The 12,609-nt window shown below is 61.3% G+C and carries 14 protein-coding genes; 5 read left to right on the top strand and 9 right to left on the bottom strand.

Annotation, left to right across the window (positions count from 1 at the left end; all coding sequences use genetic code 11):
• Positions 1–4 precede the first annotated feature (4 nt).
• From NKH60_RS10590 to rpmG, 3 genes are all read left to right on the top strand, one after another.
• Positions 5–466 carry a YqfO family protein gene (locus NKH60_RS10590; RefSeq protein WP_352471771.1) on the top strand — a complete coding sequence of 154 codons (462 nt, stop codon included), beginning with the start codon at positions 5–7 and terminating at the stop codon, positions 464–466.
• 51 nt (positions 467–517) lie between these two features.
• Complete coding sequence (locus tag NKH60_RS10585) at positions 518–886, top strand: YybH family protein (protein WP_352471772.1); 369 nt, start codon at positions 518–520, stop codon at positions 884–886.
• Between the two features lie 318 nt (positions 887–1,204).
• Positions 1,205–1,372 (top strand): 50S ribosomal protein L33, encoded by a 168-nt coding sequence (rpmG, locus tag NKH60_RS10580; protein ID WP_006201775.1) that lies wholly within the window; start codon positions 1,205–1,207, stop codon positions 1,370–1,372.
• Between the two features lie 68 nt (positions 1,373–1,440).
• Here rpmG and NKH60_RS10575 read toward each other — a convergent pair whose 3' ends face one another.
• The 8 genes from NKH60_RS10575 to NKH60_RS10540 form a co-directional block, all read right to left on the bottom strand.
• The gene (locus NKH60_RS10575) at positions 1,441–2,508 is read right to left on the bottom strand and encodes an ABC transporter ATP-binding protein (protein WP_352613809.1); all 1,068 of its coding nucleotides are present in this window, start codon (positions 2,506–2,508) and stop codon (positions 1,441–1,443) included.
• A 4-nt stretch (positions 2,509–2,512) separates the two neighbouring features.
• Positions 2,513–3,361 carry a carbohydrate ABC transporter permease gene (locus tag NKH60_RS10570; RefSeq protein ID WP_352613810.1) on the bottom strand — a complete coding sequence of 283 codons (849 nt, stop codon included), beginning with the start codon at positions 3,359–3,361 and terminating at the stop codon, positions 2,513–2,515.
• Positions 3,361–4,284: a carbohydrate ABC transporter permease gene (locus tag NKH60_RS10565; RefSeq protein WP_352613811.1), complete on the bottom strand. Its 924-nt coding sequence runs from the start codon at positions 4,282–4,284 to the stop codon at positions 3,361–3,363. The genes NKH60_RS10570 and NKH60_RS10565 overlap by 1 nt, the downstream gene beginning before the upstream one ends.
• Before the next feature lie 212 nt (positions 4,285–4,496).
• Positions 4,497–5,774, bottom strand: a complete 1,278-nt coding sequence (locus tag NKH60_RS10560; protein WP_352770278.1) for an ABC transporter substrate-binding protein — start codon at positions 5,772–5,774, stop codon at positions 4,497–4,499.
• A gap of 29 nt (positions 5,775–5,803) precedes the next feature.
• Positions 5,804–6,991: a PLP-dependent transferase gene (locus tag NKH60_RS10555; protein WP_352831590.1), complete on the bottom strand. Its 1,188-nt coding sequence runs from the start codon at positions 6,989–6,991 to the stop codon at positions 5,804–5,806.
• The gene (locus NKH60_RS10550) at positions 6,988–7,722 is read right to left on the bottom strand and encodes a FadR/GntR family transcriptional regulator (protein ID WP_023679986.1); all 735 of its coding nucleotides are present in this window, start codon (positions 7,720–7,722) and stop codon (positions 6,988–6,990) included. The genes NKH60_RS10555 and NKH60_RS10550 overlap by 4 nt, the downstream gene beginning before the upstream one ends.
• A gap of 463 nt (positions 7,723–8,185) precedes the next feature.
• Positions 8,186–9,559, bottom strand: a complete 1,374-nt coding sequence (locus tag NKH60_RS10545; RefSeq protein WP_352448689.1) for a PleD family two-component system response regulator — start codon at positions 9,557–9,559, stop codon at positions 8,186–8,188.
• A gap of 33 nt (positions 9,560–9,592) precedes the next feature.
• Positions 9,593–9,964: a response regulator gene (locus tag NKH60_RS10540; RefSeq protein ID WP_006334976.1), complete on the bottom strand. Its 372-nt coding sequence runs from the start codon at positions 9,962–9,964 to the stop codon at positions 9,593–9,595.
• 217 nt (positions 9,965–10,181) lie between these two features.
• On the opposite strand from NKH60_RS10540, the gene NKH60_RS10535 reads away from it, so the two are divergent.
• On the top strand, positions 10,182–10,481 hold the full coding sequence (locus tag NKH60_RS10535; protein ID WP_352502452.1) for a DUF3572 domain-containing protein: 300 nt from the start codon (positions 10,182–10,184) through the stop codon (positions 10,479–10,481).
• On the top strand, positions 10,478–11,131 hold the full coding sequence (locus NKH60_RS10530; RefSeq protein WP_352831588.1) for a hypothetical protein: 654 nt from the start codon (positions 10,478–10,480) through the stop codon (positions 11,129–11,131). The genes NKH60_RS10535 and NKH60_RS10530 overlap by 4 nt, the downstream gene beginning before the upstream one ends.
• A 9-nt stretch (positions 11,132–11,140) precedes the next feature.
• Here the strand turns inward: NKH60_RS10530 and NKH60_RS10525 are convergent, their stop codons facing one another.
• Positions 11,141–12,469, bottom strand: coding sequence for a hypothetical protein (locus NKH60_RS10525; RefSeq protein WP_352816729.1), 1,329 nt, complete (start codon positions 12,467–12,469; stop codon positions 11,141–11,143).
• Positions 12,470–12,609 lie beyond the last annotated feature (140 nt).

Genomic DNA, 12,609 nt, shown 5'->3' with positions numbered 1-12,609 from the left:
TCGGATGATCGATAGTGGCTTTGAAACGAAATCGCTGCGGATGGAATTGCTGCTGCTGGTGACCTTTCAGGCACCGGCAGCCGATGTCGACCGCATCATGGAGGCGGTGGTCGCGATCGCGCCGCTCGAAATGGGCAAATATGACAGCAATGCCTTTCAGTCGGCGGACGGCATCGAACGTTACCGGCCGCTTGAAGGTGCCGCCGCCGGCGCCGAGACGGAATTGCGCAGGCGGTCGGGGACTGTCGAGGTGTCGTTCGAACTGCCTGATGACCAGAAGCTCGCCGCACGCGTCGTCGAGGCGATTTATCAGGTTCACAGCTATCAGGAACCGGTGATCCGCATTCAGCCACTGCTTGCCAGCCGCTCCAAGGGTCTCGACGACCGCACCAACCCGAACCGCTGGTGGAACACGACGGGAGACTGGAAGAAGGCGTTACAACCGGAAACCGTCGCGGCGGAGTGACCGGAACCTGGTCGTATCTCGGTTTGAATCTGGCTGTCAGGAAGCCTGCCGATGAATGATGAAGCAAACCGCAAACCGGCAAGCGATCCCCAGGACCTGGCGCGGCTATTGGTTTCTCGCGAGCAAGCGGGAGACGCGGAAGGAATGGCTGCTCTTTACGAACCCGGTGCCATCCTCGATACCGGCAACGGACAGTTGGCCTGCGGCAGAGATGCCATCCGCCGATTTTACGCCAAGTTGGTGGCAGCGGGACGAAAGTTTGATCTCGGAGATCAGCGTCCGGCTATCATCAACAGGGATTTGGCGCTCACTTCCACGCGCCTTGCCGACGGCACCGTTACTGCGGAAATCGCTCGCCGGCAAGGTGACGGGAACTGGCTTTGGGTGATCGATCAGCCGTCCATCGCTCGATATTCATAGCCAGCATTCAAACTGAGACGCCACCCAGAGGACGGCCGGAGGCACACAGGAGCCTCCCGCGGCTGTCGGCACCCAATCAACTTGTCGGGTTTTGGTAGCACTCAATGTCCGCTTCGTCCCCAGCCTCCATCGGCTGGCATAAACCCGGACAACTCATGTGCTACCTAATCCGGACAACTCATCTGCTTACGACACAGAACCTGGACAAGGGTTGACTTTCCGGGCGCGTTCTTTATGTGTCGCGGCAAGTTTCCCGCGTCCGGGTGTTTCCCGTGCTCCAGCGGCCAAAACTCCACGAACATTCAACGGACGAACATCATGGCCAAAGCCGCAAACATCAAAATCAAGCTTCTGTCGACCGCCGACACCGGTTTCTTCTACGTGACCAGCAAAAACAGCCGCACCAAGACGGACAAGCTGTCGTTCCGCAAATACGACCCGGTCGCCAAGAAGCACGTCGAATTCAAGGAAACCAAGATCAAGTAATCGGGTTTTCTCTCGCAGTACCGAAACGCCGCCTTCCGGGCGGCGTTTTTCATTTCGGGGATACAGGGCTAGCCGATGCGATCGCCGCTTGCCGGATCGAACAGATGGAGCGATGCCGGATCAGCCGACAGGCGCACGGCCTCACCCGGCTTCACGCTGGCCCGGCCCATGGCAAACACGCAGACCTGCTGGCCGGCAAGCCTGGCATAGAACTGGGTGGACAGGCCGAGCGGCTCCACGACACCCACCTCGCCCTTCAGCGCGCCATTGTCGGCGAGCCGGATATGCTCGGGCCGCAAGCCGACGGTGATCGCATCGCCATCCCTGAGCGGCAGGCCGTCCGGCAGCCTCAGCTTCTGGCCGTCGGCCAGGATGGCATCCGGCTTGGCGCCCTTTTCAACCACGGCAGACAGAAAATTCATGCCGGGCGAGCCGATGAACCCGGCGACGAACATGTTGACCGGCCGGTCGTACAGATCGAGCGGCACACCGACCTGCTGGACGAGGCCGTCATGCATGACGACGATGCGGTCGGCCATTGTCATCGCTTCGGTCTGGTCGTGGGTGACATAGACCGAAGTGGTCTTCAATTGCTGGTGCAGCGCCTTGATCTCGGCACGCATGTGAACGCGCAGCTTGGCATCGAGGTTCGAAAGCGGCTCGTCGAAGAGAAAGACCTTCGGGTCGCGTACGATGGCACGGCCCATGGCGACGCGCTGACGCTGGCCGCCGGACAATTGCCGAGGCAGGCGCTGCAGAAGCGCATCGAGCCCGAGCCGCTTGGCGGCACTGTCCACCCTTGCATCGATCGCCGGCTTCCCGGCCTTTCTCAGCATCAGGCTGAAGCCCATGTTCTTCGACACGTCCATGTGCGGATAGAGCGCGTAGGACTGGAATACCATGGCAATGTCGCGGTCCTTTGGCGCCATATCGTTGACCAGGCGCTCACCAATATGGATTTCGCCGTCGGAGACCTCCTCCAGCCCGGCGATCATACGCAGCAGTGTCGACTTCCCGCAGCCGGACGGGCCGACCAGAACGACGAACTCGCCGTCGGCGATTTCGAGATCGACTGCGTGCAGAACGCGCACCGCTCCATAGTCTTTGCGGACTTTGTCAAGTGTAACGGAGGCCATCGATCTATCCCTTGACAGCGCCGGCGGTAAGGCCGGTGACGAGGTAGCGTTGCAGGAAGGCAAAGAAGACGCAGACCGGGATCAGCGCCAGGATGGAAGCCGCCATCATCTGTCCCCAGTCGACCGCGAATTTGCCGATATAGGTGAGCAGGCCGACCGCGAAGGTCTTCTGGTCGTCGCTGGAAATCAGCATCAGCGCAAACAGCAACTCGCTCCAGGCGGCGGTAAAGACGAAGCCGAGCGTCGCGCCCATGCCGGGCAGCGTCAGCGGCACGATCACCTTGCGCATCGCCTGCAGGCGCGTGCAGCCGTCGATCATCGCTGCCTCTTCCAGGTCTCTCGGGATGCCGTCGAAGAAAGATTGCATCAGGAAGGTCGCAAAGGCCGTATTGAACGCGGTGTAGATGATGACGAGGCCGGTCAGGCTGTTGATGAGGCCGATCTGTCCCATGATGCGGTAGATCGGCGGAATGACCATCACCAGCGGAAAAGTCTGGGTGAGCAAAAGCAGGATGGCCAGGGTCGCCTTGCCGCGGAAGGAAAATCGCGACATGGCGTAGCCGGCCAGCGTGGCAATGACCGTTACGAAGGCTGCCGTCGAAACCGAAACGATAACGCTGTTCAGGAAGTAACGCGGGAAATCGCTGGCTTCGAGCACGGTGACGAAGTTCTGCAGCGTCGTTTGCGACGGCCAGAAAGTGATGCCTTCGGAATAGAGCAGCCGCTCCGGCGTGACCGAGATCTTCAACGTCCAGAAGATCGGGAACAGCGCGAAGGCCATATAGGCGGCGATGGCGCCGTAAAGGCCGATACCGCCGAGGACGCGCGAGGAAGCGGAGCGTCCGGCAATCATCAGACGTGCCTCACCAGCGAACGGCGGATGCCGATAAGCGCAACCGCGTAGACGATGAGCAGCACAAGCAGCAGGACCGCCACTGCGGAGGCATAGCCTTTGTCCAGCGACTTGAACGCGCTGACATAGATATAGACCGGCACTGTGGCGGTCGAACCGGCAGGCCCGCCTTCGGTCATGACGAAGATCAGGTCGGCGAATGTGGCGATCCATATGGTGCGCAGCATGACGGTAATGACGATGGTCGGCGCCAGGAACGGCAGCGTCACCTTGGTGAAGCGCTGCCACGGCGAGGCGCCGTCGATCGCCGCCGCCTCATGCAGTTCTGACGGGATCGACTTCAACGCCGCCAAAAGGGTGATGGCAAAAAAGGGAATGCCGAACCAGACATTGGCGACGATCGGCCCCCACATGGCTGTCGAGGGATCGGAGAGCACGTTGGTTGGCTCGGCTTTCAGCCCCAAGGCGTAGAGCCAATGCGGCAGCGGCCCGATGATCGGGTTGAACAGCCAGGCCCAGGTCAGGCCCGAGAGGAAGGACGGTACCGCCCAAGGCAGGAACACCACGGCCTGCACGATCTTTCTGCCCCGGAACGGCGTATCGAGCAGCAGCGCCAGGCCAAGTCCAAGGAAAAATTGGAAGAACAGGCTGGCTGCCGTCCACCATAGCGTGTTGACGAGCGCCTGCCCGAGCACAGGATCCGACAGCATCGCCTGATACTGCCCAAGCCCGACATATTCGGATTTGAAAGCGGAGAATTTGCGGAACGAGTAGCCGACACCGATAACCAGCGGCACCAGGAGCACGACGACCAGCAGCGCGATCGCCGGGCTGAGATAGAGCCAAGGCTCGATCACGGCATGGGATAGCCGCTTCTTTCGCGGCCTGCCGGCGGATCGGATTTCGGACACGGCATAGGTCATTGGTACTGGATCGTCTCCTGGGTAACCACGGGCTGGCGACAGCGCCTTCCCCGTTTACGGGGAGATGCCGGTCCACCCTCCGCAGCTGCAGCGCAGCTGCTGCGGAGGACGGGCAGGCAGATGAGAGGCAACACGAGCCACGACGGGTTGGCGCCGCCCTCATCCGTCACTTCGTGACACCTTCTCCCCGTGAACGGGAGAAGGAAGAAGAGCTATTTCTTGTTCTTGGCCAGCCAGTCCTGCTGTTCTTTGGTCAGGAACTTGGCCCATTCGTCAGCCACGTCCTTGGCCGCTTTCTGGCCAAGCAGCACTTCCTGAAAATTCTTGATCGCCACCTGGTCTACGAAATTGCCAAGGTTTTCCAGGTGAGTCGGCGGCGTCACCATCTCGTATTTGTCGCCGTTGTTCAGTTCCTCGAACCAGCCTTTGAACTGCTCGGTCCTGAAGTGGGCGTCCTGGTCGGCGCCGTTGTGGATTGGAATGACGCCGACTTCCTTTGCCCATTCCAGATTGTCCTTGGGCGACAACAGCGTCGCCATCAGCTTCCATGCATCGTCCTTGTGCTGGGAATTGGCGAACATCGCCCAGCCGGCATAACCGAGCGTCGGATAGGATTTGCCGCTCGGTCCGACCGGCATCGGCGCCACGGCGAAATCGTCGGCGCTCATCTTGTCGGCGATGCCGAGCAGCGCGTCGGGATCCTGGTTCAGCATGGCGCAGGTGCCGCTGTAGAACCCGGTGACGGTCTCGTTAAAACCCCAGCTCACCGCATCTTTCGGCGCCAGGCCGTTCTTGTACATGTCGGCGAGCATCTGCAGGCCCTTGACCGAGCCTTCCTCGTTGATGGTCGAGGTGCCGTCCTCGTTGAAATACCCGCCCTTGCCGGCGGCGATGTTCATGAACATATGCATGCCGTTGAAGGCGCCCGGGCCGCCGCGCAGGCAGTAGCCGTATTTGCCCGGTATCGCCGAGATTTTTTTGGAGTCCTCGACGAATTCATCGAGCGTTGCCGGCGGACCGTCCAGACCAGCCTCCTTGAACAGCTTCTTGTTCCAGAACAGCGCGTTCAGGTAATAGCCGTAAGGGATCATGTACTGCTTGTTATCGACCGTCGAGCCGAACTGCTTGGCACGCTCGCCAAGCGTTTTGGCATCGTCCCATTTGGCCATGTATGGCCCGAGATCCTCGAGCTGGCCGTTGGTCGCATAGAGACCCATCCAGCGTTCCGGCATCTCGACGATATCGGGCGTGTCGCCGGCCTGCACCATGGTGAGGAACTTCTCGAACGCCTGTCCCCAGGGCAGTGATACCAGCTCGACCTTGACACCCGGATTGGCCGCCTCGAATTCGGCGATCTGCTTCTTGAGGAATTCGGTACGCGGCGGGCTGGTGATGACCTCGACCATCTTGACCGTGGAATCGGCCAGCACGCTGCCGGCGGAAATCGCCAGACCCAAGACGGCACCAAGAAGGATGCTCAGTTTTTTCATGTTCAGCACTCCCATTTTGAACGGCTCCTTTATCTTTTTGCTCTGTCGAAGGCCCGGGCAACATCCGCCCACAGGTCTTCGACACTTTCCAATCCGACACTGAAGCGGATGGTTCGTGGGCTGACGCCGAAGCGCGCCATCGAATTCAGGCCCGGCGTCTGCTCGAGCGAGGCCTTTGCCGGAACGACCAGGCTCTCATGGCCGCCCCAGCTGACGCCGATGCGAAAGAGTTTCAGCGCATCGACGAAAGCCGGGATGTCGACGTCTTCCGTCACTTCGAACGAGAACAGCCCGGCATAGCCGGCAAGCGTCGCCTTGCCTGGATGGTTGGAATAGGCCGGGTGGTTGACCCGCTCGACATGGTCATGCGCTTTCAGCCGTTCGGCGATGGTCAGCCCGCTCTTCATGTGGTGCGGCAACCGCAGCGGCAATGTGCGCAGGCCACGCAGCAACAGCCAGGCCTCGAAAGGCGAAAGTTTGCCGCCGAGATAGGAATAGGTCTGCTCGTTGATATGTCGGATATGGGCGGCCGAACCGGCCACCACACCGGCGACGGTGTCGCTGTGGCCGCCGAGATATTTCGAGGCCGAATGCAGCACCAGGTCGACACCGTGCGAAATCGGCTTCTGGAACACCGGCGTCGCCCAGGAATTGTCGATCGAGGTGATGATGCCCTGCTCTTTGGCCAGCCGCGCGAGCTGGGTTATGTCCTGGAGCTCGAATATCATCGACGTCGGGCTTTCCAGGTAGAGCAGCTTGGCGCCGGGAAGTGCTGCCGCGACCGCGTCCGGATCGGAACCGTCGACGTAGTCGACCTTGATGTTGAGCCGTGGCAAAAGCCGTTCGAACAGCCGGTAGGCATCGCCGTAGCAATTGCGCACGACAACCATGCGCTCACCGGCACCGACGAAAGCAAGCACCGTGGCGCTGATCGCCGCCATGCCGCTGGAAAAGCCGCGCGCGGCCTCCGCGCCTTCGAGAGCGGCGACACGCGCCTCGAACTCCATGACCGTCGGGTTGTCGCCGCGCGAATAGATCGGCTGATGTCGCCTGCCGGCGAATGTGTCGGCCATCTCGGAATAGTTGGCGAAGGTGAAGAGCGAAGTCTGGTAGATCGGCGGGACCACCGCGCCGCCGGGGAAAGGCTCGTCATGGGCGAGAAGCGTCGCTGCCTCGGCGAGATAGTCGTTTTCGAAACCGGCGGGATGATCGCTCATTTCTGGCCTGAAAGTTCGAGTTTGGCCGCGCCGCGCTTCAGATCGTCCTCGACGGTGGCGATCAGCTTGAGCGCCTCGGCCCGGGCCCCCTCCGGATCGTGCGCGGCAATGCGTTCGTAGATGGTGCGGTGGTAAGGAAAGCTGGCGTGGCCGAAATCACGAACGCCGAGCGGATGCTCCCAGAAACGATGGAACAGTTCGTGCATGGCGGCGATGATCTGCTCGAACAGCGGATTGCCGGAACTGCGGTAGATCGACTGGTGGAATTCCCAGTCCTCCTCCGCCGACATCCCGGCGCGGGTGTGGAAGGCCTGCTCCATAATGTCGAGCTTGCGCCCGATCTCGACGAGATCTGCCTGGCCCGCGCGGACGGCGCACAGGGCGGCGGCTTCCGCTTCCAGTGCCCGGCGGATTTCCAGCGTCTGCATCAGGCTGGTGAAATCATTGCCGCCGGCCAGCGTCAGCGGCATGTGCAGCATGTCCAGCGAGACCACTCCCTTGAGATAGGTGCCGCTGCCTTGCCGCCGTTCGACCAGGCCTAGCCCTTCCCAGCGCGTCAACGCCTCGCGCACGGTGTTGCGGCTCACCTTGAGGCGCTCGGCAAGGATTCGTTCGGTCGGCAGTCTCTGGCCGGGCCCGAGAGCTTCCCGCATCACAAAGCCGGCCAGCGCCTTGAGCACCGCGTCGTCACGAGCAGTTGCCTGTATGGGGGAAAGGCCGAATTCGGTCATGCCAACGGGTCACCAAATGGCTCAATGGTCCAACCAATTTCTGCATAGAAGACAGGGCCTGTCAATCGACTGCGGGCGCATACGCCCTGCCCAAGCCGGCTATTTCAAAGGGCGCTGTCGCTGCCGCAACAAAAACCAAACATTTTCCGGGTCTTGGCGTATAATCCTGATGTGTTTTGAAAATTGGGGGCCGGCCGGCGTTTGGCAGCGGTACGAGGAGGCCACTATGTGCCAGCGCCGGCCGGCCGACCCCACGGACCCAGGAGATGCGGCGGACCTGAGCATCATGGGGTATTCTTCGGGTCGAACCGGCGATCTAGCCTCGTGCCGGTTACGTCTAAGGGCTGCACATTTGCGCAACAACTTATGGAAATCAACCGTTTCTTAACCAAGCCTCGCAAATCGCTTGGATTAAGGTAAATTCGTAACCTTGTCGCGTTGACCCGGCAATTGGTGTTCGGTGCTAAGCCGCCTTGGCGACGACGCGATTGCGGCCGCCGCTCTTGGCTTCGTAGAGCGCAAGGTCGGCGCGTTTCATTAGCGCGGAGACCGTGTCCACCCCTTTCAGCACCGACGAAACGCCGACGCTGACGGTGACTTCGACGGCTTTGCCTTCGGCGCCGACGGGAAACGGCAGTTGGGCGATTTCGGCGCGAATGCGCTCGGCGACCTTTTCGGCCACCGCGCCGTCGGTGTCCGGCATCACCACGACGAACTCCTCGCCGCCGAAGCGGCAGGCCAGGTCGATGCCGCGCACATTCTTGCGCAGCCGCCGCGCGAATTCGCGCAGCACGTCGTCGCCGCCGTCATGGCCATGCGCGTCGTTGATGCTCTTGAAGCGGTCCAGATCGGTGATCATCACCGACAGCGGCCGGCGCCGTGCCACGGCGCGGTCGAACAGCGTCTGCAAATGGCTGTCGAGATAGCGGCGGTTGTGCAGGCCGGTCAGGGCATCGGTCACCGCCATCTCGATGGTCTGGGTGACGCTGGCGCGAAGCTGGTCGTTGTAGCGCTTGCGGCGCACCTGCGTACGCAGCCGCGCGGTCAGCTCCTGCTGGTCGATCGGCCGCATCAGATAATCGTTGATGCCGAGTTCGAGGCCGCGGATGATACGTCCCTCCTCGCCCTCGTCCGCCAGAAGGATGATCGGCAGGAAACGGGTGCGATCGAGCGAGCGCAATTGCGAGCAGAGCCTCAGCGGGTCGAAATCGGCGAAGGCCGTCGAGATCATCACGCATTCATACGGCTGCTCGGCGGCCTGGAAGAAGCCGGCATGCGGATCGTTGGCGACGTCGAGATCGGCACTGCCGCGCAGCATCTTCTGGATGCGCTCGAACGAGGATTTGCGCTCGTCGACCAGCAGCACCTTCGGCACCGCATCGTCGGCAGCGAAGTTGCGGCTCAAAAGCTCCTCGATGCCGATATTGCGTGTCGTCGAGGCGCGCAGCCGCAGCTCGTCGGTCAGCGATTTCAGCCTGACCAGGCTCTTGACGCGCGTCATCAACTGCAGATCGTTGACCGGCTTGGTCAAAAAATCGTCGGCGCCGGCCTCGAGGCCGCGCACCCGGTCCGAAACCTGGTCGAGCGCGGTGATCATCACGACAGGGATGTGCGATGTCGCCGGGTCGCCCTTCAGCCGCCGGCAGACCTCGAACCCGTCCATGTCGGGCATCATCACGTCGAGCAGCACGACGTCGACCTTGCCGTTCTCGCAGATCTCGATCGCGTCCGGCCCGTTGGTGGCGGTCAGGACCTCGAAATATTCGGCGAGCAGCCGAACCTCCAGCAGCCTGACATTGGCTGGGATGTCGTCGACGACGAGGATCCGCGCGGTCATTTCACAAAGCTCCGGCTCGGCTGGAAAGATACATCAGGCATCGCCCAGGTAGGATTTGATGGTTTCGATGAAACGCGGCACCGAGATCGGCTTGGAGATATATGCCTCGCAGCCGCCCTGGCGAATGCGCTCCTCGTCCCCTTTCATCGCGAAGGCGGTGACGGCGATGACCGGGATGACGTGGAGATCATCGTCCTCCTTCAGCCATTTGGTGACCTCGAGGCCCGACACTTCCGGCAGCTGGATGTCCATCAGGATGAGGTCCGGCCTGTGCTGCCGCGCCAGATCCAGCGCTTCCAGGCCGTTGCGTGTGCGCACCGTCTCGTAGCCGCTCGCTTCGATGAGGTCGCGAAAGAGCTTCATGTTGAGCTCGTTGTCTTCGACGATCATAACCTTCTTTGGCATCGATTTCCCGTCCCGGCTGACCTTCCACTCGAAGGGTGCCGTCATGCGCCCCTTGTCGGCACGCACCAAACCTGTTCCCACTATACGGCAATATGATTGACGAAACGCAAACCGGCCGCCCTAAAAGCGTTCGGATTCCAGGTGGGCGAGCTTGCTGCCGGCGACACTTGCCACTACTGCGAAAACAGAACGATTCCGCCCATGAAGGAAGGTAGCGATGGCAAACGCAGCGTCAATGCGCGAGGAAGCGGAAACCATTGCCGTAAAGGCGTTGGGCTTCGTCGCCGCCGATCCGGAACTTCTGCCCCGCTTCCTGGCGATCACCGGCATCGAAGCCCATTCCATCCGCCGGGCGGCAGGCGAGCCGGGATTCCTGGCCGGCGTGCTGCAGTTCATCCTTGCCCATGAGCCGACGCTGATGCGTTTTTCCGAGGAGACCGGAACGCCGCCCGCCGCAGTCGGCAAGGCATTGCGGGCGCTGCCGCTCGGCGACGACAATCATGAGCATTCGGTATGAGCGACGATCCCGAGACGGCGCGGCAGATCGAGGAGCTGGCCGCCGACGACCGGCCGCTGCTGGTGCTCGACGTCGACGACGTCGTGCTCGAATTCATCCGGCCGTTTCCGCATTTCCTCAAATCGCGCGGCTTCGGCCTGACGCTGGCTTCCTTCCGCCTCACCGGCAACATCACCGAAACGGCGAGCGGCCGTTTGATCGAACAGCCCGAGGTTACGGCACTTCTGGGGGAATTCTTTGACGCCCAGGCCGATTGGCAAAGCATCACCGACGGTGCCGAGGATGCTCTTGCAGCGCTTAGCGACAGCGCCGAGATCGTTCTGCTAACCGCCATGCCGCACAAGCACCGCGTGGTGCGCCGTGCGCATCTCGACGCGCTCGGATTGCCCTACCCGCTTTTGACCACCGAAATGGCCAAGGGACCGGCGGTGGCCAAATTGCGCGGCAACAAGGGCCGCCCGGTCGCTTTCGTCGACGATCAGCCGTCCAATCTTGTGTCGGTGCAGAACTCGGTCGCCGATGCGTATCTCTTCCATCTGATGGCCGACAATTCGCTGCGCGCTTTCCTGCCGCCGCCGCCGGACGGCGTCAGAGTCGTCGAAGACTGGCGCGACGCCGCGCCGAAGATCGCGAGCGCTCTGGGGCTTTAATGCGAGCGCTCAGGGCTGCAGCTTCGGTCCTGCCCCGCCATTGTCGCCGCCGTCCGAATCCTCGCCCCCGGTCGAATTGTCCGTTCCATTCGCGCCATCATCGCCCGAGTTGTCATCCTGGCCGGCGCTGTCGTCCTGGACTTCATCCGGCCCCTTCAGCATGGCGCCGTTGACCGCAACGGACCCATCGGCCTTGGTGTTGATCACCCATTCCAGCCGGCCATCCGGCAGCGTCTTGCCAAAACCTTTGACGGCCAGCGCAAAGGGGAAGGCCTGCGCCATCTGCTCATCGCTCTTGGCGCCTTCCTTCAAGGCATCGACGATCCTGTCGTAGCCGGCCACAGCGACGGTCACGGTCGCATCAGGCTTTTCGCCGCCCGGGAAAGTCATCTCGCCTTCCATGGCGACTTCGACGTCGCCATTCTTCACGGTCGAGTGGCCGAGGATTACTTTGGGTTTCTTGGCCTTGAAATCGGCGACCAAAGCCTTGCCGAATTCCCCCGGCAACGGCGGATTCTTATTGAGATCAAAGGCTTCGATCGCCTTCTTCGCCATCGTGTCGAGATCGATATTGGTACCGCCGAAGTTGAGGTCGATATCCGTCGGCACCAGTGGACCAGTCCAGGCGGGCAGCAATTGCCGGGGGATCGTCAGACCGGAGGCCTTGATCCCATAGTTGATCTTGCCGTTCTGGGAGACGCCATCCATGCCGCTAGCCAAATCCAACTGCTTCGCACCCCACTTGCCGACTGGGCTCTCAATTGCGAAATCCTTGAAGGCGTACGTTCCATCGATTCTTTCCCAGACAGGCAACGCCGCAAGGAGACGTGACTTAAGTTCCGCCTGATTTACTTTCAGTTTCGCCTCGTCTTCATTAGCGACGGCAAAAGCAAGCAGATCCATCAACGGCTTTGTCCGAACACCCTTGCCGTTTGCATGCACCGAAAATTCCGGCGCATTGAGGGTGACCGGGAAATTCAACCCTCGCTCGGGATCGTTGATTTTGAGGACTTCAGCAAAATTCAAGATCTTTTCCGCGACAGTGAAATCGATGCCGCCGTTCGCCGATTTCGTCGAATTTAGCGTGGCGGTGCCGGCACCGGCAGAGACATCGGCCTCTTGCTTCGGCTCCCGGGTTTTCATCGTCATAGCGTCCATTGACCCCGTGGCGCTGACGAAGGCCACCAGGGCCGGATCATACACACCGGTGAACTTGTTGTTCGACACCGAAAAGTCGATGTGCTGCGGCCCTTGAGGCCCCTTGAAATCGAACGATCCGGTCAGCGACGTATCCGCCGACACGTCCCACTGCCCGTCCTGGCGCGGCTTGACCCGCATGTCGTAAGGCGTGACGTCGAACTTGAAGGAATCCTGTTTCGACAGCAAAGCGACGAGCGGCTTGAAATCGACGGCGAGTTTGTACGCATCGCCGTCGGCAGTGATTTTCACCAGCCCGATATCGAAACCCTGCCTGCCGA

The organism is Mesorhizobium sp. M1006, from assembly GCF_040318825.1.
GTDB lineage: Bacteria > Pseudomonadota > Alphaproteobacteria > Rhizobiales > Rhizobiaceae > Mesorhizobium.
The sequence above is the reverse complement of the archived record's forward strand: the minus strand, read 5'-3'. Positions and strand labels throughout refer to the sequence as shown.